Below are 26,070 nucleotides of genomic sequence, written 5' to 3'. Positions count from 1 at the left end.
CATTCCTTCATGAGTGTAGATTGTAACATTTATTCAGATCACCCATGATTGGTGTAAGAAAAAATGAATGATGGTACAACAATGGAATTATACAATGTGGCTGGTTTTTTAATTCACCGAACTGATCTTATGCTTACAAATTATATTATCAAACGTTTGAAACCTTACGAGGTTACGCCTGAACAATTGAGCATTATTTCTTAAATGGATATAGATAAAGCTACAACTCAAAAAGAACTGGCAGAGGCGATTGAGGGAGATCAAACCACGATTGTTCGAATGATCCATTCGTTAGAACGTAAAGGAATGGTTCGACGTATTGTAAATGATCAAGATAGGCGTTCACATTATTTATATCTCTCTCCTAAAGGAGAAGAGGTAAAGCAACGGTTGTTATTAACGGTCAAGGATGCTCATGATAACGTTACATGAGGTTTAGAACCGGAGGAACTAGAACAGCTTAAAGCCATATTAGAGAAAATGTATATGTGTGAGCAAGAGGATTAATTGAATTGAATTTACAATACATGCTATAGCATGTATTTAAGGGAGGATTTCTTCATGCTAGAAAATAAGGTTGCGGTTATTACAGGTTCAAGTCGAGGAATTGGGGCAGCGATAGCAGAGCTTTTTGCCAAATATGGTGCAAAGGTCGTCATAAACTATTTAAGCAACCAATCTGCTGCAGATGAAATAGTCCAAAAAATTCAGCAGTTCGGGGGTGAGGCAGTTTCAATTCAAGCGGATGTTCGTGATGTTAATCAAATGAATAGACTGGCAGAACAAACGGTGAAGCGTTTTGGGAAAATTGATGTGTTTGTTAATAATGCTTCAATATTGTTTCCTTTATCTGATATTGCAGAAATGCAATGGGGAGATTTTCAAAATAAGTTAGTAGGAGAAATACAAGCTGCTTTTATCGGTACTCAGGCTATTGCACCATTCATGATCAAACAAAAATATGGAAAACTGTTGTTTATCTCAAGTGGATTAAGTAAACATCCCGCACCAGGATTTGTGGCGCATGGAACGGCTAAAGGGGCATTGAATTCACTCGTCCAATATATTGCTCAAGAATACGCAAAACATAATATTACAGCCAATGTGTTGTCTCCGGGAATGGTAGCAACAGAAGGGACGGAGCATCTTTCATTGCAAGAAAAAGAGAACATTGCTGCCGGTATTCCCTTAGGGAAAATCGCCGATCCTATAGACATTGCAAATGTCGCCTTAACATATGCAAGTGAGTACACTAACTTCTGTACTGGAATATACGTTCCTATTTCTGGAGGCGTTGAAATGAATTCATGAACAAGAACTAGAGGTTCAGGTAGTGCGTTTCTAGTTCTTGAATAAGAATTTAACATGGATTCTCAATGATGTTTAGGAACTGGTAATCATGTTTTCCTGTCCCCATTCCACAATGGATTCAATTAAAGGAACAAGATTGAGTCCCGGCTCAGTTAAGGAATATTCTACTCTAGGAGGAATTTCGTTAAATTGCTCCCGGTGAACAATTCCATAATCAATGAGCTCTTTTAAACAGTTTGTAAGTGTTGTGCCAGTAATACCATGAAGCCTTCTCTTGAGTTCATTGTATCTCATGGTGCCATTCTGGCTCAGTATAGCCAAGATGGGTAGATTCCATTTACCTCCGATCACATTAAAAGCATACGTAGCAGGACACAATTGATCAAAATTCAAGTCATATTTCATATACGAACCTCCTTTAGTATATTTTATATACTAGGTATTAAAAATATTAGTACTTGTTATAAAGATAGTAAGTGTTATTGTTATACTATCAAAAGGGAAAAAACAAAAGCCGGCTTGATAAAATAAAAAATAAAAGGAGTTTTTTAAATGCTTAAAATCGGTATTATCACAGGTAGCACAAGACCCGGAAGAGTAAATCTTCAAGTTGCAGAATGGATTAAATCCATTGCAGCAGTGAGAAGTAATGCTACTTTCGAAGTTGTAGACATCCAGGATTATAATCTTCCTTTGTATAATGAACCTGTACCTGCCCTTTTTGCAACGGAGTATCAAACTCCAGAAGCAACACCATGGTCTAAAAAAATTAACGAGCTGGATGGATTTATCTTCGTAACACCAGAATATAATCGAGGCGTTACTTCTGCACTGAAAAATGCAATCGACTACCTGTATAACGAATTCGTTAATAAAGCAGCAGGTATTGTAAGTTATGGTTCTGCTGGTGGTACAACTGCTGCACAGCAACTGCGTTTGATCCTTACTGTTCCCCAAGTTGCCACAGTTTCTACACAGCCAGCATTGAACTTGTTTACTGATTTCGAAGAAATGAGAATATTTAAACCAGGTCCTCATCACCAAAACACAATTGAGCAAATGCTCGATCAAGTCGTTGCATGGTCTGGCGCATTGAAAACATTAAGATAATAAAGTAAAAAAACATATCTGGTGAATAATGAACGAGACTAGATCTCTTCTTATTCATCAGGTAACACAGAAGAAAGGCGGTTGGAAATTATGAATAACAACAATAATAACAGTATGGTATGTGATCTTGAAACTGGGGTATGTGGTGTTGCTGAGAATGATGAGATGGAGGTAATTGATCTGAATCAGCTGGCGAAGAAAGTAACCTTATTTTATATTACGGATCCTATTTGTTCACATTGCTAGGCTCTTGAACCCGTATTAAATCGGTTTGTTGAGGAATATGGTCACTACTTTAAGATGGAAACGCTCATGGGAGGATTACTTCAAAGCTGGCATGGTTTTTCGGATGGTGGAAACGGTATTCAACAACCTTCCGACGTTGCGGAGCATTGGAAAGAAGTCTGCGAGCATTCTCGTATGCCAATCAATGGATCACTATGGCACTCAGACCCCATTCTTTCGTCTTACCCACCTTCTAGAGTGTTCAAAATTATTCAGAAAGATCATCCAGGTAGAGAGATGGATTTTCTTCGTAAGGCTCGTGAGGCTGTTTTTGCCTTCAACAGAAACATTGGTGCGGATGATGTATTAATCGATATTGTTAATGACTTGGGCTTAAATGGCAAGCAGATCGTAGATATGTCAGGAGAACAATCAGCTCAAGATCTATTGGATGAAGATTTCGATAAGGTTGCAAAACTTGGAGTAAGAGGCTTCCCTACGGTTATTATAGTCAACGAAGAGAACAAGGGAGTCAAAATTGTAGGTGCAAGGCCATTAGACATATATGTTGCTGCTCTGAAGCAGATTCTCAATGAGGATCCTAAACCAGGCAAAAAAACAAGTCTAGCAAAATGGTTAGGAACGGGACATTGTCTTTTTTCTAAAGAGATTGAGGTCATGTACGATATTGAACCAAGTAAGGTTAAAGACTATGTAGAAAAAGAGCTGCCCGAAAATTCATATCAGACTAATGAAGTTTTGAATGAAATGTATTTAAACCAAAAATGATTAGGGGAGGGAAAATACATGTCGTACCTTTTACAAATTGATTTTAAATTTAATGGTCCATTCGGGGAAGAGATGTATAACCAATTTAAGGATTTAGCAGAGAGTATCAACCTTGAAAAAGGGCTAATCACCAAAGTATGGACTGAAAGTGAAGAAAGAAAAGAAGCTGGCGGGATCTACTTTTTTGGAGCAGAAGAAGACGCACAACAATATTTAGAGATGCATCTTGAACGACTAAGTGGATTTGGGATTCTTGAAGCAAATACGAAAATATTTAAGGTGAATGAAAAGTTAACTGGCGTTCATAAAGCCTTAATTTAATAGAAGCCAAATAAATCGGCCTTTGTCGATTTATTTTGCTATGTACTAGTAAACATACAGTTTAACAAACAATCACGAGTTCTTGAACTAAAAATATACGATGTCGAAAGGGAAGGTGATTCATCTGAATATGTTTACGAAATTAAGCGGCATAACTCTTGTTTGCTTCTTAATATCCGGATTCATAACGCCCGGCAGTACCAGTGCTCTTGCAGCTAAACGTATGTCTCAACATGATAATGTTCATATGTTTATTCAAATTTCGGCTCTTCTGTCAATCCTCACTACAAGTATCATTGCCGGCACTGTTTTTGCCTATGCCAATTCAGTTATGCCAGGTTTGCGTAAAGGGGAAGACCAAACTTTCGTTCTTGCTGTGAGACAGTTGAATTCATCTGTCAATAATCCCATCTTTTTACTTGTATCAAATGGTGCCTTGGTTGCACAGATTGTTTTTATTTCTCTAACTATTTATACACAGGATACTCACCAAATTATCTGGTGCTCACTAGCTTTAGGGGCATATATTGCGACACTTCTAATCACATTCATGGGTAATCTTCCTCTTAATAAAGAGATTATTGATGCTGAAATTCCTCAAGAAGACAAAGGGTGGGAACCACTTAGAACAAAATTTGAATCCCGTTGGACCAAGCTTAATCTGTTACGTACGATTACATGTATATTAAGTGTTGTATTTCTTTTGTTTAGTATGCCTTTTTAATATCCATGTGAGTAGGACAAGATTATATACCTATTGATCTTTTACCTCCCATTATTGCACGATTGAAGTGGGCGGGCTGTTAAAGAAATGAGGAGATAATAACTGGTTGAAATGAGTAACTCCCTCGTGACATCTATGTGCTTAAGACACCTAGATCAGATCCTGATCACTTGAATGCAGCTCATGGGGATTCCTTTTTTATAAAAACAGGTGGGTACGCCTGTGCTGAAAGTTATGTTGGCCACAATTGGTCATATATTAGTGATGGATTAGAAAATCACTATGGATATCATGTCGCAGTCAATCCTAATGGTACAGATATTGTTTTCCTAACAGCATCCTCTACGAAGATGGGAAATATGAATCATATACATACTACTGAACAAAACAAGAGAGGGTGTAAATTAGGGCAGAATTAGGATTTTCGAATCCCAAAGGATCTTTAGTAGTGACGGCGTTAACCTTAACTGGAGAAGGGCATTTTGTTCTCTTTAGCAAGACAAGGGTAAATTATATCAGAAGATCAAAGGTTTCAATTTCAATGGAGATCAGCAGGCAGGCATTCCATGGCACGAACGGTATATATATCAACTTTTGTTTTCAGCTCTTATCTTGGAATAATAAATTTGGTCATAATTAATACTCATTGAATGTAAATTGTAACATTCGTTCAGATCACCTATAATTGGTGTAAGAAAATGATGAATGAGGTACTTTAATGGACTTATACAACGTTACAGGGTTTTTAATTCACCGTACAGATGTCAAGCTTACCAATTATTTCACTAAGCAATTAAAACCGTATGAGGTTACACCTGAGCAGTGGAGCATCATATGTTATTTGGATATAGACAAGGCTATGACCCAAAAGGAATTGGCAGAAGCCATAGACCGTGATCAAACAACCGTGGTGAGAATGATACATTCTTTAGAACGTAAAGGAATGGTTAGACGTATTCTCAATGATCAAGATAAACGTTCACACCATTTGTATTTATCTCCTAAAGGGGAGGCAATAAAGCAACGGTTATTGCTAACAGTTAAAGATGCTCATGATTATGTAACAAGAGGAATAAATCCTGAGGAATTAAATCAATTAAAATCAATACTCGAGAAACTATATTCAAATGTACAAAATGATTAGAGGGTTCTATTCAATTTAAGTATTCGATTGCAAATGCATGCTATAGCATGTTGAAGAAGGTTAGTGTAACTCACCACTCGAGCGTTGGTGGGTTGGAAACAACTAATGAAGTGGAGGTAGTATTAAGGAGGATTGAAGCAAAAATGTTGCGTTCTACTCCAGATGTAATTTTAGTTAGTCGTGCACATGATAAAATAAAATCTTAAGAAAATTAGTAGCATATTAACTTTCTTAACATATGACGGATTGTCAAACCAAGTGCGACAGTTCTTCTGCGAAAGATTCGTGAGCGGTCTTCCAACCCAAGCATTTTCGTGGTCTGTGATTTATTAGATCGAGTGAATGGGCGAGATCATCATCATACACCCCCGCGAGATCGGTACCTTTAGGGAAAAACTCTCGAAGTAACCCGTTCGCATTCTCGTTGGAACCGCGTTGCCAGGATGAATACGGATCAGCAAAATAAACGTGTAGGTTATGGGTGGTTTCCAGATTGGCATAGCATGCAAACTCCTTGCCTCGGTCAGCCGTGGCTGTGAGGAAGGTTCCCGTAGGATACTGTGAGATCGCTACACCGAGCGCAATCTCCATCGACAAAGCGGTGCGATCAGGCATGAGAATAGCGGTATATAGACGTGTTTTGCGTTCAATCAACGTCGCTACGCAGCCTTTACTTTTCCCACGACCCGATACAACGGTATCCAGTTCCCAGTGCCCAAACGTTTCACGGGAACGGACTTCTTTCGGGCGATCTGAAATAGTCCTTCCAATGGCGAATTTACCGCGCGTTTCTGCGGGTTTCTGACGCTTCCCCTTATGCCGAAGAACCTGTAATACGCCTCGAACCAGACGTCCAGCATAGATCCAGCGATAGATGGTTTTGAAAGAGACTGCACGCCGCCCTTCGGTGCGGAAACGTTCGGTGATTTGTTCCAGAGACCACGTTGCCTGTAGTTTTTCCTCCAAGGAAATAGCGATGGCTTCGGACCATTTACCGGGTGAGATCGAAGCTTTACGACGCTCCTCATAAGCGCTCTGAGCCTGCTCTGCATGATAGGATTGCGATGAAGTAGCACGATCCAATTCACGACAAATCGTCGAAGGATGTTTCCTAATTCTTTTGCAATGGCTCTTGAACTTTGACCTTGCCGATGGAGGATTTCTAGCTTGCTACGTTCGATTATGCTAAGATGTCTGTAGCTCATGGTTGGATTCTCCTTGTGTGAATGGTGTTGTGGTGACTTCATTCTACACGAATCCGGCCATGGGCCATTTTTTATTTATTTCCAGTAGGTGTCGCACTTCATATTACAATCCGTCCTCCTGATTTTTTATATGAGACCTTTTGGGCCAATTCGATTGAGTAGATGTGCCTGAATCATCTGATTTTGCTTGTGTTTAATAGATAGATAAAGCAATCAAACCACCTTTTAAAGGTCGCTATTTTAGTTTTTTTTGAATGGAAGCTTGGTAGGAGAGTACGAATTAGAAGTTAAGTTAAAGAACAAAGGGGCTGTCCCATAAGTCATAAAAATGGCTAGGGACAGCCCTGTTTTCTAAATTGTAAAACAAAAAGAAACCGCTCCTTGGTAAAATGGAAGTACGACCCACCATTTGAAAGGAGACGGTTTCTTTGTACATTCAATATACCATGGATCAACTTTTCTTGCCAATGGATTTGGAGACAGATATCCCCGAAAATCACATCGTTCGTGTCGTGAATGACGCAGTCAACCGCCTGAGCGATTCCATTTTTAATGCGGCGTATCCTGGCGGGGGCCGCCATAGTTACCACCCCAAAATGCTCACTAAAATCATCATCTACGCCTACACCCAGCGAATCTATTCTTCCCGACAAATCGCCAAGGCGGTTCGGGAAAACATCATGTTTATGTGGCTCGCCGGGCGACAACAGCCGGATTTTCGGACCATTAATCGCTTCCGTTCCGAGCGGATGAAAGAAGTGCTGGAAACCGTGTTTACCCATATACTGGAGTTGCTTGTTCAGGAGCAATACGTATCCTTGGAACACTACTTTCTGGACGGAACCAAGCTTGAAGCGAATGCGAATCGGTACACCTTCGTCTGGAAAAAGGCTGTCGTCAAGTACCAGGCCAAGCTGCAAGAAAAAGTACATACCCTGTTCCAAGCCATCGAAGCGGCCGAAAGTGAAGAAGATGCGCTCCACGCGGGTACAGACCTCCCTGAGCTCGGGGAAGCTTCCGCACTCACGGCAGAAAAGGTGGAAAAAGCGGTTCAGCAACTGGAGGAATCTTTACAAGAAAAACCGAAAAACAAAATCGTAAAGAAAGCCGTGCGCCAGTTACGCAAAGACTTGCTACCGCGGCTGCAAAAGTATGAGCACCAGATCCAAACCGCAGGGGAGCGGAATAGCTATAGCAAAACCGATCCGGACGCAACGTTCATGCGAATGAAAGAAGATCATATGCGAAATGGTCAATTGAAGCCAGGGTACAATGTGCAGATTGGAACGGAAAACCAATTTATTTTGGGTTACACGGTGCACCAGCGACCGACAGACACGAAATGTCTGAAGCCCCATCTCGATCATTTAGAAGAAACGCTCGGCAAAAAACCGAAGACTGTCATTGCCGATGCAGGATATGGAAGCGAAGAAAATTACAGCTATTTCGAAGAGAACAACATCCAAGCGATCGTCAAATACGGGACGTACCATAAGGAGAAAACGAGGGCCTTTCAGCAAGCGATTGGCAAAGTGGATCACTGGAGCTACAACGAAACGGAAGATTCATGGAGCTGTGCGGCCGGGAAGACGTTACGTTTTCGGTACGAAAGCGAGACGGTCACGGAAAGTGGTTACACGATTCGTACCCGCCATTATCGAAGTGAAGATTGTAGTGCATGTCCTCTGAAAGCAACATGCACCAAAGCCAAAGGAAATCGGGAGATCGCGATCAGTCTGACCTATATGCGGCAAAAAAACGAGATGCGGGAACGACTGCGCAGTGAGGAAGGATACACCCTTTCCGTTCGGCGCATGACGGAGCCGGAGAGTGTGTTTGGACAAATCAAAAACAACCGGGGATTCCGAAGATTCCTGCTTCGCGGCTTGCAAAAAGTAAGCCTGGAGGTCGGGTGGCTTTGCCTTGCCCACAATCTGCTTAAAAAAGCCGCAATGACGGAAAAACGCAAAAAGGACAAAGCAGGATAAACCTCTGCTTTGTCCTTTTTTGAACGTATGAGTGTTATTTCTTTTTGACATTACGCTTTTTAAGGGCTTTTGAGACAGCCCCTTTGTTCTTTACATGTATTTATGAAATTTATTAATGAGTAATGAACCTTATCTGCCATAAGTAGCACATACGTGAATTATATTTACTTATACAACTTTAAAGGTAGGCTTATTAAAGATTGTCCTGCGGCAGAAGGAATAAGATTATCTTCTAGTATGAATCCATCCACTGGCTCAATTTTGTTGAAAGTTTTTATGAATGTAGTCAGTACAATTTTGCCCTCCAAGCGTGCCAAGGGTGCTCCCAGACAGAAGTGCGTACCAAAACCAAATGCAAGTTGTTTGTTATTGTTTGAGCGATGAATATTAAGTTTGAACGGATCTTCGAACATATTCTCATCCATATTGGCTGCACTCATCCATGCTACGATGGCGTCTCCTTTTTTCATCTTAACTCCAAGCAGATCGTTATCCTCTTTGACCATGCGGTCCATTTTACTGATGTGAAAGCGATATCTCAGCATTTCTTCTACCGCAGCAGGAACAAGCTCAAGGTTATCCCTGAGTTCGACATACAATTCCGGTTGATCATATAAAAGGGCATAGAAAGAGTTGGCTAGCAAATTACTAGTCGTTTCGATGCCAGCTCCCAAAATGAACATGGTGGTACGTACAATCTCTTCATCTGTAAAGTGTTCGCCATCGTGCTCAACCTGGATTAAGTCTGATATGATGTCTTCTCCCAGATTGGATCGCTTGGACACGACGAAAGGATATAAGTACTGAAAATATTCTTCACCAGCAATTTTTTTTAATTGGTTAATTTGATCAAAGGTGGCATCGGTAGAGGGCATAAACATGGTATCTACCCAGCCCTTGAATAGATGATGATCATTTGATGGAATGCCAAGTAGATCAGACATGATAATGATAGGAAACATACTAGTGTATGCTTTGATAATATCCACTTCCGATTGATGTTCAAATTCTCTGATCAACTCTTCGGCAACGGCTTCAATTCTCGGTTCCCAGAGCTTCAGACTTTTTGGCGTAAATGCACTTGCAAGTAAGGATCGCCGCTTGCGATGTTCCGGGGGATCTACATTGTGTATATCTAGCTTGTCCGGTATATGATGCTCGCTATCCGTGCCTTCTTCTTTACTACTTGAATATCCCACGTTAGTAATAGATCTTTTTCTCACACTGGAGAAGTGCTCATGATCATTAAGCACGGTTTTTACCAGATCATACTTGAATACATGCCAGGAATCGGTCTCTTCATTGTAGATGACAGGTTCCTGATCCAGCATGCTTCGATACCAATGGTAGGGACTGAATTCTTCTTCTTTCGATTGGAAATTCGTGATTTCGGACAGAGAAATAATAGAACTCTTCGTCACTCGTTTCGCCTCCTTGGTTGGTCTTATTTACAAATATAACAATAAAAGTACTTTAATTCAAGTATTGTAATTATTGTTTGATTTTAAGGTAGTGAAGTCAAGGCAGACATATCCATAATCGTTTTTCACTGAATTGTAATGTTGACCGTCTTTATGTGGGGATAGTACAATCCCAAAGATACAGAGTCTGTACAACAACCCGTTATGATATAAAATAGAACTCATGTGGGTAAGCACTACATAGAAGCCATACATAGAATGGGGGCAGTCATAATGTCGATTCAAATATTTATACTTGGTGCACTTAGTGAAGGTAATTATTATCCCTATGATATTAAGAAACGAATTGGCAAACATCTGGATCAAACGGATGCTAAGATTACCGAAGGCACCATATATTATAATTTTGAAGTATTACTGAAGAAGGGTCTGATTGATAAGGTAGAAACAATACAATCGGAAAATAGACCAGACAAAACAACATATGGAATTACTGAGAAAGGACGAATATTTCTGGAAGAGAGTATATACAAGGTGTTCCAGAAGTTTACGAACGTTGAGTCCTTATACGCTACATTGGTACATCTGGATAAGGTGGATAATCAGAAGCTCGCTTATTTAATTATGGATATCATTGAAAAGTTGGATAAGAAGCTTGAATATATCGATCTTCATAGGCCTGATGAGATTGATGCGCAAGGGGACTTAAAAGATGCACTGTTATTGATGAGAGATCATGCCTACCACTCAATTCAAAATGATATGCTCTGGCTTAGTAAACTGTTGGATCATGTTCAGAGTAGAGTATTAAAAAGCTAGAGTCCTGAGAAAAATTGAAAGTAGAATGGCGTACATAATTGTGCAGGAGAGAACTTTTTTTTGGCGAGCCATTCTCCGATGAAAGCCGAAGTCTCATAACCTTGAGAATTGGCTTTTTTGTGTGTAAACTGATTACTTTTTCAAATATAAAACTTGTTGTCTTACATTCTGTTCTTGTTCCTCTTGATTCCTGTTTTTGCTCTCTATGATGGCTTTATTAATATCTGCCTGTATAAAAATAAAATTCATGGATTGTTCAGTGCATTCTAAGAACTGAGGAGTAAAGGAGGAACAATATGTATTTAGACAAGCTCCAAATCTTCATTCAGAGTGGGAAATATTTTGAGTTAAAACAACCGGCACCAGCTTCACCTAAATTATCGTATGCCGTCCAAATGAAATCGCCGATAACATTCGGATTATCCATCATGGCATTGTAGTAGTCATAAGTGGTAGTGGCATGGGTTTCAGCGCCGATGATAACACGGTCCGGATATTTTTCACGGTCCAACGAGTAACGTTTATATAAGTAATTATATCCGCCGTATAATGTATGGTTTGCAGGACATGATGAACGGTATGCTGGGTCCTTGGCCATGGCTAAGCTGCTACCAGGGTGATTTGGATTTGGACGGCAACAGACGTCCGCAAAGCTATTATCGCAAGATCATGTGGGGGAAAGATACGGGGATTCATTTATTTGCTAAACACCCTATGCCGGTAAGAAAGCTCATGGCCTGGGCTGGCAATGGAATGATGTTTGGAAGAGTTGGTCCTTAACGGCGAAAGTATAAGCAGGGTACCCGTTGAACGTCTTACAGCCAGATTCAGTTTGCCTTATCGGCCTGGCACACTGGAAGCGGTCACTTGGAAGGGGAATACCGTTGTGACCAAAGATACACTGGTGACAGCCGGTGCACCTGCCCGTATTGAATTAACACCTGACCGGGATATCGTTAAAGCGGATGGTATGGATTTGAGTTTTGTAACCATACGACTCGTTGATGAGAATGGAGCTACAATACCTGCAGACGATATTGAGTTATCAGCTGCTGTTGAAGGGATTGGGCTTGGCTTGTCTGCGCTCACCGGAACAATCCGGTGGTCTCCTTGCCGTATCCCAAGAAATAGAATGCTCTAATTGCTTTACCTCAAAGAATAAGTCATTCCTCGGAATGGCTTATTCTTCGTCTCCCTCTCTGGGCTCCGCAAGCTCTGGGAAAAGAGCGGGGAGCATCAACTCACTAACGGCACCGTTATCGTTATAAAATCTCCAATGGGCCTTTCCTTCGTATAATAAGGAAAGACGTTGCACGGTGTTTCGGATACCAATATGCTCGCCGTCTCTGCCGGCAATAATTTTACCCTGATTTAATAGCTCCAGTTGGTTTATAGGGTAACCGTTTCCTGTATCGGAAATGATGATTTTGGCAAACGGATAGAAGTCGATTTCGAAGGAGTCCACATTCACTGCTATATGAATGCACTTATTAGATTGCACAGAATACTTGATTGAATTTTCTACAAAGTTTTGAATAAGCATAGGGGGAACAAGCATATCTGCTATCATTTTGTTGATGTCAAGAGAATAGGTGAATTTATCCATGTAACGAATGGATTGAATCTGAAGATATGTGTCAACGTGTTTGATTTCTTCATGAAGCGGGACAAAATCGTTATCTACTTTGATCATGTACCGATAGAAATCAACGGAATGAACAATAAGCTTTTTGGCCGTCTGTGAATCTCTGTTCTCAAGCAGATTGTAAACCATATTCAGTGAATTAATAATAAAATGAGGCTGTATTTGCATTTGGAGACTTCGAAGGAGGGACTTCTGAAGCTTGATTTCCTCTTCGTATACGCTTATTTTTAAGTGCTGAACTTCATCCATCATCTGATTAAAGGTTTGATTTACAATAGCAATTTCATTGGATACCCGGTAAGGTGAGATCCGGTACTTCAGGTCTCCGCGTTGAATATGTCGCATCGCTTTGTTCAGCTTTTGTAGCGGTTGAACCACAGTCAATCTTACTAGGAAGAACAGGAACGGAAGCAGCGCTGCTACAATTATCGAAATCGCTAGCGTATACTTTTGCATAAAAGGGAGGGCCTTCAAAATGGCGTCTTCAGGTATAACTTCCACGAACGAGATTGGAGCCGAAGAAGAAGGGGCTGTAATAATCAGGTTGTTCTTGGGGATATCAGAAATTGCACGTTGTAAGTCCTTATTCGGTATAAGATATAAGATGAAATTCGGATTATTTTTCGAATAATAGTTTAAAGATCTGTCTAGATTAACGTAAACTCCGGTTAGCACGCCATTGTCACCTTTGCTAAAGTGAATCATACTGGAGTGATTATAGATCTTTATGAATTTCCAGTCTGTTTTTAAGGATAAGTCACTTGTCTGCAAAGATTCTGCGACTTGCATAACGTAGGATTTAACGGCGTTCCGTTCTTCCGAATTCTGGCTGGCGCTGGCTGATATATAAGCATTATCGGTATAGACAAAAAGAGTGTCGACTATGTTAGTGCCATAAAGAATTTGCTTAGAGAGATTCAAGGATATCCTTTGCTTGGCTAATTCGGATTCGGATTCGTCGTTGCTTAACGTGAGTTGAAGATCACTTTGGAACCAGGCAGTATTGACAGCAAAGGTTACCGCATTATTGAGCTCGTTGTCTATTTGAATCCAATAGGACTGCAGCATATTCTGGTGGGTGTTCTCGACCTGCTTAACCAGCGTAGAACGGGCTTGATAGTTGGTGTAGATAAACATCGCAATCACAGGAATTAAAATAGCGAATATAGCTAATAACTTTATGAATATTGAGTTGTAAAATCCTTTGTGTCGAAGTCGTTTCATAACCAAGCTCCATATTGTAAAATTTAACCCGAACGGGCTATTATAATTATACTCTTAGATGAATGGATGTCAAAATGGCAGCAGGAGGATACAGACATGAATGTGTTAATCGTAGATGACGAAATAAGTGCGATTGAAGCTGTGAGAAACGGAATTCAGTGGGACAAGATAGGGGTCCAGAATATTTATGTAGCTGCCAGTTTACAAGAAGCGATTCATAGATTCAGCGAATGTGCAATTGACATTTTACTTAGCGATATTGAAATGCCAATGGGTTCAGGCTTGGAACTGTTGAAATGGGTTAATGAGCACCACCCGCATGTAAAATGCGTTTTTATGACATGCCATGCTGATTTTCAGTTTTTGCAAAGTGCCCTGCAATTGGGCAGTGTAGATTACATTCTGAAGCCGTTGGACTTCCTTAAAGTGGAGGTTGTTCTTGAAAATACAATAAAGAAAATCCGAATAGAGAGAATTTTAAAAGAGAATAGCAACTCTTGGATCCAAAATAAGAAATCAGTAATCAAACATTTTTGGAAGGATTTTTTTCTCGGTGATATTGCACCCAATAAAGACAGCTTGACGAATTACTTTCGCCAGAAACGACTTGATATTAATCTCGAGAATTTCTATCTTCCCATCTTAATTGTTACCAAGAAATGGACTGAACAAGTTACGAAGGAAGATCAGAAGTTACTGCAGTATGCATTGAGAAACATAACGGAGGAATTTCTCGTTATTCCGGAAACTGAAAAAGAGGTCATTCCTTTTACGGATACGTCAATTCTGGTTATGCTGAATATGGAAGCGGGTCTAGAGGAACAGTATCTATTTAATAAGATTGACGCATCTTGCCGCCAATTAACGGATATGGTAAAAGGGCATATTAAGGAAATCATCTGTTGTTATATAGGAGAAAAAAACAATATTTACGAAATGCCAGCTATTATTGAGTCACTGCAAGAGATGGATTTTAACAATGTGATTCATGAGTCGGATATATTCTTTCTATATCAAGTACGCAACCTAAAAGGCTTTATACTCACCGATACACTTATCAATCGATGGAGAGATTGGATGCTACAAGGCAGATATGTCCAGATTTCGAATGAAATAAGGGAACAATTATTATCTCATGGTCAGAGAATCACACGTGGTTTTCTTAAAAAGTTTACGATGGAATTTCACTTTTTAATTTTTGAATTTGCCAGAGGCCGAAATATTTTTGTGAACGAACTGTTTGGTGATGAGCTATCAAACCAAATATTGGGTGAAGCTTCAGAGTCGTTGGCAGCCCTTCTTCATTGGGTGACTTACGCCATGGATCGTATGCAGAACTTTGATAAGATGAACACAAACTGGGTTAATCCAGTCGATAGAACGAAGGATTATATTCATCTTCATTTATCGGAGGAGCTCTCGATGGAGCATATTGCTAACAATGTTCATCTGAATGCAGATTACTTAACAAGAATATTCAAAAGAGAAGTTGGCGTATCCATCAGTAAATATATGATTAATAAAAAAATGGAAGTAGCCAAAGAACTCCTCATTCATACGGACAAAAGTATTGGTGAAATTGCCATGCTGGTCGGTTATTATAATTATTCAAGTTTCAATCGCATCTTTACCAAAGAGACGGGAATGTCTCCCCAGAAGTTCAAAATGAGTAACGTCACACCGTAATTAGTCGGAATTCGGAATCCATTAAGTCGGATCGTGTATACCGTTAGCTGCCACCTGTTTTCTATAATAAAGACAAGATTTGAAAGAGATTATGCCACTATAAGGGGGAACTTAAATGAAAAAGAAAATCACTCCAGTGTTATTGGCTGCATTACTAACGGTGTCTTTAGTCGGGTGCAGTAACAGCAACAACGGGAACACATCGGATCCAAATGATGTAAGCGCTTCAAACGGAAGTAATAGTGAATTATCCGGAAAAATTGATTTTAATGAAGAACCGTATACGATCAAAGTTAACTATGCGGTTCTGGGGCAAGAGCAACCAGACCTTCCGAAAATTGAAGAGAAGTTAAATGAAATTACCTTAAAAGAGATTAATGCGAAAGTCGATCTCGAAGGCGTTAGCTTATACAACATGGCGAATGCCTACGCTCTCAAAGCTTCAAGCGGAGAGAAAGTAGATCTTTTGATGCTTATGCCGGGAAACCAATATCTTGCTCCTTTTGCTAACAATAAAATGATTCGTCCGATTGATGAGGAGCTTGGGAATTGGGGACCAGCGCTGAAAGAAACACTTGGCGACCTACTTGGTGCCGGCCAATTTAACGGGAAACAATTTGCTATTCCTCAAAAAATGGATCAAAAAAATACAATTGGCTTCAATATGAACAAAAGCATCCTGGATAAGTACAACATCGATATTAACTCGATCAAATCGATCGCTGACATGGACCCGATTTTTGCGAAAATTCATGAAGGCGAACCCGAGATGAGCATGATTGCGCCAGAAGTAAGCTCAGGCAATATTACGAATAACTTAGTTTATTTCGATGGATTCGGCAATCAATATGGCGGGCTTATGGATGACAGTGGTATGAAGATCATAAATGAGTACGAGTCGGAGCAATGGATCAATGCGGTGAAAAAAGTTCGGGAATGGTACCAGAAAGGATACATTTCCAAGGACGTAAGCACCTCGCAAGACGATGGCGGCGCTTTGCTGCTCAATGGAAAGGTTTTTGCAACGGCGGCTAGTTCTGTGGGATTTACTGGTGGTCTTTCGAAACCAATCGAGCAAAAAACTGTAGCTTTGCATCAGCCTGTTCAAACTACCACTGACTCGCAGCTGTTCCTTTGGACAGTAGCATCGTCCAGTAAACGACCTGATAAAGCGATTCAACTTCTTAACCTGCTGAATTCCAGCGCAGAGCTATCCACGTTGTTACAATTTGGCATAGAAGGTGAACATTACGAGCTTAACGCAGATGGGACCGTGGACGAAACCAAAAATGCGAATTACAATCAGAACAACTGGCTGATGTTCGGCGATTATGATAAAAAACCACTCAGTGCAGCATTTGTAGAAGCGAGTGGACTTAGCCCTGAAGATTTCAAGATTAAGCTGAAAGAATGGAATGACAATACCTTGAAATCTCCAGCGTATGGCTTTCTATTCGATCCGACACCTGTAAGAACAGAAATCGCGGCATTGGATGCGGTCTCTGAACAATATTCGAAGGTGATCGGCAATGGTTCTGTAGATCCCGATGAGTTGATAAAGAAATTTAACGACAGTCTTTATTCTGCAGGCCTGCAAAAGGTTATTGACGAAAAACAGCGTCAATTAGACGCCTGGCTCGCTGAGAACGGTAAGTAAAGGGGAATAATCCCTTCCTAAAATGAAGAGGCATGGAGCTGTCTTCCTGTAGTGTTTAATGCAGGTGGGGCAGCTCTTTTTTGTTCCCGCAAACGGAAAAATCAGCAAGTCGGAAAAGGATATCTTTTGCGTCGTCATAGGTATAACGTCAGGTTACGTTCTTTGTGTAAGATACAATTGAGAAGTCCAATAGTAGAACAAAACTTCAGAGAAAGCACGAATTGGGAGGCGGAGTGAGTGAAAGCAACAACAAATGTGAACTTGCCGAAAGCGCGTAAAAAAAAGATAAATTGGAAGTCTTATATTCCTTTGTATCTTATGGCTTTACCAGCGTTAATCTACTTATTCATTAACAATTATATGCCTCTGTACGGCATGCAGATCGCATTTCGGGAACTTGATTTCTCCGGCAGCATTTTCGATGGGAAGTTCGTATGGTTCGATAACTTTAAGTTCCTGTTCACGACTGACGATGCTTGGATCATGACACGGAATACGGTTCTGTACAATCTTTTATTTATCGTGGTGGGCACGATTTTCGCAATCGTGGTGTCGATTCTCTTCAATGAGATCATTAGCAAAAAACTTGCCAAGGCTTATCAGTCTGCCATACTGATTCCTTATTTTATCTCCATGGTCATCGTTAGTTATTTAGGCTTCGCGTTTCTCAGCAGTGAAACCGGGTTCATCAATCATTCCATCTTAAAACCGCTCGGAATCGATCCTGTCTCCTGGTATTCCGAACCTAAATACTGGCCATTCATTCTTTTGTTTGTGAATACATGGAAGGGTATTGGATACAGCTTATTGTTATATACAGCGAGGATTCTTACCATCAGCTCCGATTATTATGAGGCTGCCAAAATAGATGGAGCGACGAAGTTTCAGCAAATCATGAATATTACCTTGCCACTTCTTAAGCCGGTTATTATCTTGATGACAATCTTGGCCATAGGCAGAATATTCTATTCCGATTTCGGATTATTTTATCAGGTTCCGATGAATTCGGGTGCACTGTATGACAGCACAACAACAATTGATACTTATTCATTCCGGGCGCTTATGAAGCTTGGAGATATTACGATGTCAACAGCAACGGGAGTATACCAGTCGTTTGTAGGTTTCATATTAGTTGTGGCCTCGAATATGGTGCTTCGCAAATATAGCAAGGAAGATTCCCTATTCTAATAATGGAGTGATCAACAATGATAGATATCAAAGAAAGAAAATGGTCCATTGCTGGACATATTCTGATGATTATCTTATCCGTACTGGCAATAGCACCTTTCATTTTGTTATTAATGTCCTCCATAACTGATGAAACTGCGGCGCTGAGAAATGGTTATAGTTTTTTTCCGGAAAAATTCTCATTGGACGCTTACAAATATATCGCCGGGCAATGGGAAGTTATCGGCAAAGCTTATCTGGTTTCAATTTTCGTCACCGTAGTCGGTACGATAGTCGGCGTGCTTATATCGGCAATGCTTGCGTATACCCTAAGCAAGCCTGATCTTCCGGGGCGTAGTTTACTGATGTTCCTGTTAATCTTCACAATGTTGTTTAATGGCGGATTGACTGCTACTTATATTGTATATACACAAATTTTTCATATCAAAGACACCATATTCGGCTTGCTACTTCCAAATTTATTAATGAATGCCTATTTTGTCGTCATGTTTAAAAATTACTTTGAGTATACCCTGCCGGCAGCGCTCGTGGAATCCGCAAGAATCGATGGAGCTACCGAATTTAGAGTATTTCGCAGCATCGCGATTCCCTTGTCCATGCCAATGTTCGTCACGGTTGGGATGACAACCGCTTTGACATATTGGAACGATTGGACGAACGGGATGTATTTTCTCTCGACGAACAGTAAAATCCAAAGTGTTCAAACGATATTAAATAACATAAACGAGAATATCAAGTTCCTACAGCAGAATAATGTAGGCACTGCAGTCAGTACGGCGGATTTGCCTTCAGTTACCATCCGAATGGCCATTGCAATTGTGGGAATCTTACCGATGCTCGCGTTGTTCCCGATCTTCCAAAAATGGTTCGTTAAAGGGGCTACGGCCGGAGCAGTCAAAGAGTAAAATTGAAAGATTTACAGATCGCTTAAACACTCTGTGCCAATAACCAGGAGCAAAGTAGTAGTGTAAAACGAGAATATGACAATTCAAGGGAGTGGTTATAATATGTACGTTTGCAATCCGATTAACATGGAATACAAATATCAGTTTGTCGAAGGACCAGGAAAGATGCTTACTTTTAGGGAAGCCGCTGATCCGTCTATGATTCTATTTCATGGAAAATACTATATGTTTCCCTCAATGACAGCGGGATTTCTTGTAAGCGATAATCTGCATGACTGGAAATTCTACCCTTTGAGAGGTTTGCCAATTCATGATTATGCTCCGGATGTGCGGGTTATCGGGGAATATATGTATTTTTCTGCATCCAGTCGAACGAAGAATTGCTCTTTCTACAGAACAAAAGATCCGATTAGCGGTGTCTTTGAGGAAATAGAAGGGACATTTCCTTTCTGGGATCCAAATCTATTTGCAGATGATGATGGAAGGGTTTATTTCTACTGGGGATGTTCCAGTCAAACGCCTATCTATGGGGTTGAGCTGAATCCAAGGGATATGAAACCCAAAGGGGAGCCGCTAGAATTGATCTATAGCAATACTACGGTTATTGGTTATGAGAGAAATGGCGAAAATCATATCCCAAAAACACTTGAGCAAATTGAGGAGATAGTGCAAGGCTATGTAAAGGGAAATCCGGGTATTCCTGATGAGTATTTGAATATGATTAGACAGGCGGTAGGGAATGATCCATACATTGAAGGCGCATGGATGGATAAGCATAACGGAAAATACTATCTTCAATATTCTAGCCCTGGGACGGAGTATAACGTTTATTCGGATGGGGTCTACGTATCCAATAAACCATTAGGACCGTTTACGCTGGCGAATAATAATCCTTTCTCCTACAAGCCGGGGGGTTCATTCCAGGTGCTGGGCACGGATCGACAATGGAAGATAAATACGGGAATCTTTGGCATACTTCAACTATGAGAATCAGCACCAATTATATTCTTGAAAGAAGATTGGGCTTATGGCCTGCAGGTTTCGATAAGGACGGGGAATTATTCTGTAATCAGCGATTCGGAGACTGGCCCTTCAGGATCGAACAGGCACAGATGAATCCATGGGACAAACCGGAATGGATGCTGTTGTCTTACAATAAACCCGCTAAGGCATCTTCCTTTATAGAAGGAAAAGAAGCTTCGAAAGCGATGGATGAGAATGTTCAAACCTGGTGGCAAGCAGGCTCTAATGCTTCTGGAGAATGGATTGAAGTAGATTTGAAGCATTCATGCGACGTACATGCCATCCAAATCAATTTTGCCGACGATCAATTGGATCTTTCGCTTCCAGAGGGAGCGGCTATGATAGAGGGGCGATTCATCGACGAACGTCAGCATTATACCAGATGGATTCTCGAAGGGTCAGTGGACGGAAAGGAATATTTTGTAATTGAGGATAAGTCGGATACAAATACCGATTTATCACATGATCTCATAGTGAAAGAAGAAGGAATCAAGGCAAGGTATCTCCGGTGCATTGTAAAGGGTCTTCCTTTTAACCAGCAGGCATGTATTTCGGGTTTTCGCGTGTTCGGGATTGGTGATGGAACACTCCCTGATAAAACGAGCGAAATCCAACTCGAACTTGTAGGTGACCTTGATCTCTCGGTTTCCTGGAAGAGTGTTGAAACGGTCGGCTACAACGTGCTCTGGGGATTTGCTCCAGATAAACTGTACCATAGTCACATGATATTCGGAAAAAATCAGATGGTAATTAAGGCATTAATCAAAGGTCAGCCGTTATATGTCCGGTTAGATAGTTTTAATGAGATCGGGATAACTGAAGGCGAAGTTTACAAGGCGATCTAATACGTCTAGCGCGACAGGAGATGCTTGAAATGAATAGAGATCTTAAAGAAATCATCTCACGGATGACCCTGGAAGAGAAAGTAAGATTATGCTCAGGAGTAGGCGCTTGGAATACAGCTGCTCTTCCTGAACACGAAATACCATCGCTAATGCTCACAGACGGGCCGCATGGTCTAAGAAAACAATCGGGAGCGCAAGATCACATGGGGCTCAACGACAGTGTGCCCGCAACTTGTTTTCCTACAGCAGCAGGACTTGCCAGTTCGTGGAATAAGACTTTAATAGAACAAGTTGGAGCTGCACTTGGCGAAGAATGTCAGGCAGAAGATGTGCACATTCTCCTTGGACCCGGGACAAATATCAAACGATCGCCGCTGTGCGGAAGAAACTTTGAGTACTTCTCTGAGGACCCCTACCTATCATCTGAATTAACGACCAGGTATGTTCAAGGCGTTCAAAGTCAAGGGGTAGGAACGTCACTTAAACATTTTGCCGTAAATAACCAGGAAACGAAACGATTCAATATCAATGTCATTCTTGATGAGCGAACGTTACGTGAGATTTATCTTGCGAGCTTCGAAAATGTAATAAAACAAGCACAGCCGTGGAGTGTAATGGCTGCATATAACAAGATTAATGGTGAATATTGCTCACAAAACGAGAAATTATTAAATGATATTTTAAGAGAGGAATGGCAGTTCGAAGGAATAGTTGTCTCTGACTGGGGGGCTGTTAGTGAGAGGGATGTTGCACTGTCAGCAGGTATGGATCTGGAAATGCCCGACAGCAATGGTGTGGGTAGCGAGAAGATTATTAACGCCGTGCGCAGCGGTACTATGTCTGAAGAAATCTTGGATGCTGCTGTTGAAAGAATTCTTTCAACTATATATAAAGCGATAGACAATCAAAAGGATCACGTAACCTATAATCAAAAAGCTCATCACCAATTCGCTAGATCCGTAGCAGCAGAGAGCATGGTGTTATTGAAAAATGACGATCAGCTTCTCCCGCTTCAAAAACAAGGAAAACTCGCAGTAATCGGCGCCTTTGCAAAGCATCCAAGATACCAAGGCGCAGGAAGTTCACGGGTAAATCCTACACAGTTAGAAGTCCCAATGGACGAAATAGCTAAAACAGCGTCGCAAGCACGAGTACAATATGCTGAAGGTTATTCATTGGACTCAGGCGAGATTAATGCTCAATTGATTCAGGAAGCTAAAAAGGTTGCCGGGGAATCGGAAGTAGCGATTTTGTTCGTTGGACTGCCAGAGAAATATGATGCTGAAGGTGTGGACAGAGAGCACTTAAAGCTTCCAGATAATCAGAATGCCTTAATAGAAGCAGTTACCGAGATTCAGAGCAATACTGTCATTGTTCTATTCAATGGTTCTGCTGTTGAAATGCCATGGATTCACAAGGTAAAGGCGGTGCTTGAAGCATATTTGGGTGGACAAGGGATGGGCGGTGCTGTAGCTGATATTCTGTTTGGTGATAAGAACCCATCCGGAAAACTCGCGGAAACCTTCCCGGTTCAACTGAGCCAAACCCCATCTTACATTAACTTCCCGGGTGAAGGTGACAAGGTAGAGTATAGAGAAGGCCTATTCGTAGGTTATCGTCATTACGATAAAGTTGAGATGGAACCTTTATTCCCGTTCGGGCATGGTCTCTCCTATACCACGTTTGAATATTCCGAGCTTCAATTGAATAAGAAAGAAATTACAGATTCCGAAGAAGTCATAGTCTCGGTAAAGGTGAAGAATACAGGAGGCAGAGCAGGGAAAGAAATTGTACAACTCTACGTGCAGGATGTTGTGTCTAGTGTGATCAGACCTGTTAAAGAATTGAAGGCCTTTGAAAAAATGGAGTTGGCTCCAGGAGAGGAAAAGCGGGTTATTTTCAAACTGGGTAAACGTGCGTTTGCTTATTATAACGTTGAATTAAAGGATTGGCATGTGGAAAGCGGTGACTTTGAACTTCTTATTGGTAAATCCTCTAAAGTGATCGTTCTGCAAGATACAATCAAGGTCAATTCATCCGTTAGATTACGTAAGAAATATACCTTAGATTCTACCTTAGGCGATATTAAGTCTGAACCAGCTGCTGCTTCATTTATTTCATCGTTATTGACAGGGATGGGCTTCGGAGACTCTGGGTCTGAGGGGCCATTTGGAATGGACATGGAATCTTTACTGAACAGTATTAAGCTCAGAATTATTGAGAACCAAAGAGCAATGCCGCAGGAACAGCTGGAGCAATTTCTTGCATATTTAAATGAGGGCTAGAAGTCTGGAATTATCAGATAAGCCCAGAGAGGGGTATTGTGATGATTGGAATTTGGAACAGTAAAATTGAAACAGAACTTGCTAATATGAAATTTATCTTTCAAATTGAGGACCTGAACGAATTGCAGCTCCGCGTCTGGTCTGAGCCCGTCCCTATGGTTGAGATAGATGAGACGGTTATAGAGGGAAATCATCTTTTTGCTAAGGGGCATAATAAATATGCGCCTGGTATCCTTACGTTCGATTTATATTTTGAAGAAAACTCTTTTACCGGAAAATTAGATATGATGGGTCAAGAAATTGAGCTGATTGGTGAAAAAGGTAGAGGAACCGCTCTGTCTGAAGAGTTCGCAGCTCTAGCGGAAATGATCCGTAAAACGGATCTAAGTCCCCGAACAGATGCGGAGATAAAAGAAGAAGTTGATAAGCTGCTAAGCAAGATGTCTCTGGAAGATAAAATTGGGCAAATGAGCCAGTGTTTATCGTCCAATCACTCTTTTGGCGGCGAAGTGGAATCTGCACCACCTGAAGTATTAGTTGCAGAAGGAAAAGCAGGCTCTATTCTTGGAGCATTTGATCTAAAGCGTATATATGAGCTGCAGAAAATTGCGGTAGAACAGTCTCCTCATAAAATTCCGTTATTCTTCAACGCGGATATTATCCATGGATTTCAGACTATTTTTCCTGTTCCGCTGGCATGGTCATGCAGTTGGGACATGGAATTAATTAAAGATGCTTGTTCCATTGCAGCAAAGGAAGCGACTGCTTCTGGCAATACCTATAATCACGGACCTATGGTTGATTTGACCAGGGATCCACGTTGGGGACGTGTCGTAGAAGGAGCGGGAGAAGATCCATACCTTGGAGCTCAAATCGCTAAGGCTCAGGTTGAGGGATTTCAAGGAGATAGTTTGTTTAGCGACGAAACCTTGATTGCTTGCCTGAAGCATTTTATTGGCTACGGAGGGACTGAAGGAGGACGTGACTACAATACTGTGGACATATCCGAGGGAACACTCCGGAATTTCCATTTGCCAGCATTCCAAGCGGGTATAGAGGCAGGGGCGGGTTCAGTGATGAATGCCTTCAATATTTATCAAGGTGTGCCTGTGGCCGGGAATTCATTCTTGCTTCGTGAGTTGCTGCGTGAAGAGCTTGGATTTGAGGGAATGTTAATCTCGGATTATGGTTCCGTGGAAGAGATACAGATTCATGGAGCAGCCCGGGATAAAAGAGAAGCGGCGGCTATGGCCATCAATGCTACGATGGATATTGAGATGGTCACAAGAGCGTATGCTGATGAGCTCCCTCGCCTGGTAGAAGCTGGTACTATTAAAGAGGAACAACTTAATGACGCTGTTCGTCGGATTCTAACTTACAAATATAAAATAGGAATTATGGATGATCCCTATCGTTATATCCAGCCAGAGAAAGAAGCTCAACTCCATTTTCATCCAGATCATTTGGAGAAGAGTAGAGAATTAGCTCGTAAATCGGTTGTCATGCTCAAAAATAACGGAGTGCTCCCTCTGAAAAGAGAACAAAAGGTTGCAGTAATCGGACCTTTTGGTGCGAGTAGAGATTTGCTTGGACCTTGGCAATTCTCCCAATATGCTTACGAGACCATATCCTTATTACAAGGGATATCGGCTAAAGGGTTGGATAAGAGCCAGCTGAAGTACGTGCAGGGATGCGATGTAGAGGCAGATATTGAGAACGGTATCGAGGAAGCCATTATGGCGGCCAAGGAGTCAGATGTCATTGTTCTCGCATTAGGGGAACACAGCGATATGAGTGGAGAAGCAGCTTCGCGGACGGACATTACACTCCCGGCGGTTCAGATGAAATTGGCTGAAGCGGTTGTAGCCACAGGGAAGCCAGTTGTTCTGGTATTAACTAACGGCAGGCCTCTTGCGCTTAATTGGTTTGAACAGCATACGGATGCGATTGTTGAAACGTGGTTTTTGGGTTCCCAGGCAGGTCATGCCATAGCCGACGTTTTATTTGGTGATTACAATCCATCTGGTAAACTCACAATGAGCTTTCCACAGAACGTAGGACAAGTGCCGGTGTATTACAATCATTTTAAAACTGGTCGTCCAGTGACGAATGCAACTCGGGATCAGAAATATATTTCAAAATATATTGATAGTCCTAATGATCCGTTATACCCGTTCGGATACGGACTTAGTTATTCCAAATTTGAATACTCGAATCTCCATATAGACTTACCAAAGATGACCCGGAAAGAAGTACTTCAGGCGAGCGTGACAGTAACCAATACGGGACATTATGCCGGTGAAGAAATTGTACAGCTTTATATTCAAGATCTATACGGCAGCACCGTTCGTCCGGTCAAAGAACTTAAAAACTTCCGCTCTATCCGGCTGGAGCCGGGTCAAAGTCAAAGGGTAGAATTCCAAATTTCGGAGCAAGATTTGATCTACTACACAGGCAATCATAGATACGAAGCAGAGCTCGGAGAGTTCAAACTATATATTGGCTCAAATTCAGTTGATGTAATGGAAGTTGCTTTCGAACTGGTGTAGGTATCG

The 26,070-nt window shown here is 41.1% G+C and carries 21 protein-coding genes and 3 pseudogenes; 19 read left to right on the top strand and 5 right to left on the bottom strand.

Going from position 1 to position 26,070, the window contains the following annotated elements:
* Positions 1-81: 81 nt before the first annotated feature.
* Both C0Q44_RS25205 and C0Q44_RS25200 read left to right on the top strand, forming a co-directional pair.
* Positions 82-429 (top strand): annotated as a pseudogene (locus C0Q44_RS25205) (MarR family winged helix-turn-helix transcriptional regulator); the annotation flags it as partial.
* 132 nt (positions 430-561) lie between these two features.
* Positions 562-1,311: an SDR family NAD(P)-dependent oxidoreductase gene (locus C0Q44_RS25200; protein ID WP_105409938.1), complete on the top strand. Its 750-nt coding sequence runs from the start codon at positions 562-564 to the stop codon at positions 1,309-1,311.
* Positions 1,312-1,383: 72 nt separating this feature from the next.
* On the opposite strand, the gene C0Q44_RS25195 is transcribed toward C0Q44_RS25200, so the two are convergent.
* Positions 1,384-1,716, bottom strand: coding sequence for a winged helix-turn-helix transcriptional regulator (locus C0Q44_RS25195; RefSeq protein WP_105409937.1), 333 nt, complete (start codon positions 1,714-1,716; stop codon positions 1,384-1,386).
* Positions 1,717-1,863: 147 nt separating this feature from the next.
* Between C0Q44_RS25195 and C0Q44_RS25190 the strand changes: the two genes are divergently transcribed.
* The 6 genes and pseudogenes from C0Q44_RS25190 (at position 1,864) to C0Q44_RS25170 (ending at position 5,624) form a co-directional block, all read left to right on the top strand.
* Positions 1,864-2,421 (top strand): NADPH-dependent FMN reductase, encoded by a 558-nt coding sequence (locus tag C0Q44_RS25190; RefSeq protein ID WP_105409936.1) that lies wholly within the window; start codon positions 1,864-1,866, stop codon positions 2,419-2,421.
* Positions 2,422-2,511: 90 nt separating this feature from the next.
* On the top strand, positions 2,512-2,667 hold the full coding sequence (locus tag C0Q44_RS31625; protein ID WP_308737473.1) for a hypothetical protein: 156 nt from the start codon (positions 2,512-2,514) through the stop codon (positions 2,665-2,667).
* A gap of 15 nt (positions 2,668-2,682) precedes the next feature.
* Positions 2,683-3,435, top strand: a pseudogene (locus C0Q44_RS25185) (DsbA family oxidoreductase); the annotation flags it as partial.
* An 18-nt stretch (positions 3,436-3,453) separates the two neighbouring features.
* Positions 3,454-3,756, top strand: coding sequence for a monooxygenase (locus C0Q44_RS25180; RefSeq protein WP_105409935.1), 303 nt, complete (start codon positions 3,454-3,456; stop codon positions 3,754-3,756).
* Positions 3,757-3,886: 130 nt separating this feature from the next.
* Entirely contained in the window at positions 3,887-4,480 is a 594-nt protein-coding gene (locus C0Q44_RS25175; RefSeq protein WP_258166551.1) for an anthrone oxygenase family protein, read from the top strand.
* Positions 4,481-5,198: 718 nt separating this feature from the next.
* Positions 5,199-5,624 (top strand): MarR family winged helix-turn-helix transcriptional regulator, encoded by a 426-nt coding sequence (locus C0Q44_RS25170; RefSeq protein WP_105409934.1) that lies wholly within the window; start codon positions 5,199-5,201, stop codon positions 5,622-5,624.
* 249 nt (positions 5,625-5,873) lie between these two features.
* Here C0Q44_RS25170 and C0Q44_RS25165 read toward each other — a convergent pair.
* Positions 5,874-6,829: pseudogene (locus C0Q44_RS25165) on the bottom strand (IS30 family transposase).
* Positions 6,830-7,257: 428 nt separating this feature from the next.
* Between C0Q44_RS25165 and C0Q44_RS25160 the strand changes: the two are divergent.
* Positions 7,258-8,817 carry an IS1182 family transposase gene (locus tag C0Q44_RS25160; RefSeq protein WP_105406768.1) on the top strand — a complete coding sequence of 520 codons (1,560 nt, stop codon included), beginning with the start codon at positions 7,258-7,260 and terminating at the stop codon, positions 8,815-8,817.
* Positions 8,818-8,981: 164 nt separating this feature from the next.
* On the opposite strand, the gene C0Q44_RS25155 is transcribed toward C0Q44_RS25160, so the two are convergent.
* Positions 8,982-10,238: a cytochrome P450 gene (locus tag C0Q44_RS25155; RefSeq protein ID WP_258166550.1), complete on the bottom strand. Its 1,257-nt coding sequence runs from the start codon at positions 10,236-10,238 to the stop codon at positions 8,982-8,984.
* Positions 10,239-10,511: 273 nt separating this feature from the next.
* On the opposite strand from C0Q44_RS25155, the gene C0Q44_RS25150 reads away from it, so the two are divergent.
* Positions 10,512-11,057, top strand: coding sequence for a PadR family transcriptional regulator (locus C0Q44_RS25150; RefSeq protein WP_181151171.1), 546 nt, complete (start codon positions 10,512-10,514; stop codon positions 11,055-11,057).
* 325 nt (positions 11,058-11,382) lie between these two features.
* Here the strand turns inward: C0Q44_RS25150 and C0Q44_RS29915 are convergent, their stop codons facing one another.
* Complete coding sequence (locus C0Q44_RS29915) at positions 11,383-11,568, bottom strand: hypothetical protein (RefSeq protein ID WP_181151170.1); 186 nt, start codon at positions 11,566-11,568, stop codon at positions 11,383-11,385.
* Positions 11,569-11,817: 249 nt separating this feature from the next.
* Between C0Q44_RS29915 and C0Q44_RS25140 the strand changes: the two genes are divergently transcribed.
* A complete protein-coding gene (locus C0Q44_RS25140; protein ID WP_105409931.1) occupies positions 11,818-12,198 on the top strand; it encodes a DUF4982 domain-containing protein in 381 nt (126 codons plus the stop codon).
* Between the two features lie 39 nt (positions 12,199-12,237).
* On the opposite strand, the gene C0Q44_RS25135 is transcribed toward C0Q44_RS25140, so the two are convergent.
* A complete protein-coding gene (locus C0Q44_RS25135) occupies positions 12,238-13,926 on the bottom strand; it encodes a sensor histidine kinase (RefSeq protein WP_105409930.1) in 1,689 nt (562 codons plus the stop codon).
* A 96-nt stretch (positions 13,927-14,022) separates the two neighbouring features.
* On the opposite strand from C0Q44_RS25135, the gene C0Q44_RS25130 reads away from it, so the two are divergent.
* The 8 genes from C0Q44_RS25130 (at position 14,023) to bglX (ending at position 26,064) form a co-directional block, all read left to right on the top strand.
* On the top strand, positions 14,023-15,612 hold the full coding sequence (locus C0Q44_RS25130; RefSeq protein WP_181151169.1) for a response regulator transcription factor: 1,590 nt from the start codon (positions 14,023-14,025) through the stop codon (positions 15,610-15,612).
* 115 nt (positions 15,613-15,727) lie between these two features.
* Positions 15,728-17,269, top strand: coding sequence for an ABC transporter substrate-binding protein (locus tag C0Q44_RS25125; RefSeq protein WP_105409928.1), 1,542 nt, complete (start codon positions 15,728-15,730; stop codon positions 17,267-17,269).
* A gap of 237 nt (positions 17,270-17,506) precedes the next feature.
* On the top strand, positions 17,507-18,457 hold the full coding sequence (locus C0Q44_RS25120) for an ABC transporter permease (protein WP_258166549.1): 951 nt from the start codon (positions 17,507-17,509) through the stop codon (positions 18,455-18,457).
* A 17-nt stretch (positions 18,458-18,474) separates the two neighbouring features.
* Positions 18,475-19,362: a carbohydrate ABC transporter permease gene (locus C0Q44_RS25115; RefSeq protein ID WP_074096417.1), complete on the top strand. Its 888-nt coding sequence runs from the start codon at positions 18,475-18,477 to the stop codon at positions 19,360-19,362.
* Between the two features lie 126 nt (positions 19,363-19,488).
* Positions 19,489-20,349, top strand: coding sequence for a family 43 glycosylhydrolase (locus tag C0Q44_RS30530; RefSeq protein WP_219845200.1), 861 nt, complete (start codon positions 19,489-19,491; stop codon positions 20,347-20,349).
* Positions 20,307-21,230, top strand: a complete 924-nt coding sequence (locus tag C0Q44_RS30525; protein WP_219845199.1) for a galactose-binding domain-containing protein — start codon at positions 20,307-20,309, stop codon at positions 21,228-21,230. The genes C0Q44_RS30530 and C0Q44_RS30525 overlap by 43 nt, the downstream gene beginning before the upstream one ends.
* Positions 21,231-21,259: 29 nt before the next feature.
* On the top strand, positions 21,260-23,515 hold the full coding sequence (locus tag C0Q44_RS25105; RefSeq protein WP_105409927.1) for a glycoside hydrolase family 3 C-terminal domain-containing protein: 2,256 nt from the start codon (positions 21,260-21,262) through the stop codon (positions 23,513-23,515).
* 41 nt (positions 23,516-23,556) lie between these two features.
* Complete coding sequence (gene bglX, locus C0Q44_RS25100) at positions 23,557-26,064, top strand: beta-glucosidase BglX (protein WP_105409926.1); 2,508 nt, start codon at positions 23,557-23,559, stop codon at positions 26,062-26,064.
* Positions 26,065-26,070: the final 6 nt, after the last annotated feature.

This window comes from Paenibacillus sp. PCH8 (assembly GCF_002968835.1).
In the GTDB taxonomy this organism is placed as follows: Bacteria; Bacillota; Bacilli; order Paenibacillales; family Paenibacillaceae; genus Paenibacillus.
Note: the sequence above shows the minus strand (reverse complement) of the source record. Positions and strands in the feature narration are given on the sequence as shown.

What these genes read in the sequence shown, in the direction of transcription:
- C0Q44_RS31625 (WP_308737473.1), top strand. Translation starts at nt 2,512, where the DNA reads ATGAATAACAACAATAATAACAGTATGGTATGTGATCTTGAAACTGGG.
- C0Q44_RS25190 (WP_105409936.1), top strand. Translation starts at nt 1,864, where the DNA reads ATGCTTAAAATCGGTATTATCACAGGTAGCACAAGACCCGGAAGAGTA.
- C0Q44_RS25175 (WP_258166551.1), top strand. Translation starts at nt 3,887, where the DNA reads ATGTTTACGAAATTAAGCGGCATAACTCTTGTTTGCTTCTTAATATCC.
- C0Q44_RS25130 (WP_181151169.1), top strand. Translation starts at nt 14,023, where the DNA reads ATGAATGTGTTAATCGTAGATGACGAAATAAGTGCGATTGAAGCTGTG.
- C0Q44_RS25180 (WP_105409935.1), top strand. Translation starts at nt 3,454, where the DNA reads ATGTCGTACCTTTTACAAATTGATTTTAAATTTAATGGTCCATTCGGG.
- C0Q44_RS25195 (WP_105409937.1), bottom strand. Translation starts at nt 1,716, where the DNA reads ATGAAATATGACTTGAATTTTGATCAATTGTGTCCTGCTACGTATGCT.
- C0Q44_RS25170 (WP_105409934.1), top strand. Translation starts at nt 5,199, where the DNA reads ATGGACTTATACAACGTTACAGGGTTTTTAATTCACCGTACAGATGTC.
- C0Q44_RS25150 (WP_181151171.1), top strand. Translation starts at nt 10,512, where the DNA reads ATGTCGATTCAAATATTTATACTTGGTGCACTTAGTGAAGGTAATTAT.
- C0Q44_RS25125 (WP_105409928.1), top strand. Translation starts at nt 15,728, where the DNA reads ATGAAAAAGAAAATCACTCCAGTGTTATTGGCTGCATTACTAACGGTG.
- C0Q44_RS25115 (WP_074096417.1), top strand. Translation starts at nt 18,475, where the DNA reads ATGATAGATATCAAAGAAAGAAAATGGTCCATTGCTGGACATATTCTG.
- C0Q44_RS25200 (WP_105409938.1), top strand. Translation starts at nt 562, where the DNA reads ATGCTAGAAAATAAGGTTGCGGTTATTACAGGTTCAAGTCGAGGAATT.
- C0Q44_RS30530 (WP_219845200.1), top strand. Translation starts at nt 19,489, where the DNA reads ATGGAATACAAATATCAGTTTGTCGAAGGACCAGGAAAGATGCTTACT.
- C0Q44_RS25135 (WP_105409930.1), bottom strand. Translation starts at nt 13,926, where the DNA reads ATGAAACGACTTCGACACAAAGGATTTTACAACTCAATATTCATAAAG.
- bglX (WP_105409926.1), top strand. Translation starts at nt 23,557, where the DNA reads ATGATTGGAATTTGGAACAGTAAAATTGAAACAGAACTTGCTAATATG.
- C0Q44_RS30525 (WP_219845199.1), top strand. Translation starts at nt 20,307, where the DNA reads ATGGAAGATAAATACGGGAATCTTTGGCATACTTCAACTATGAGAATC.
- C0Q44_RS25105 (WP_105409927.1), top strand. Translation starts at nt 21,260, where the DNA reads ATGAATAGAGATCTTAAAGAAATCATCTCACGGATGACCCTGGAAGAG.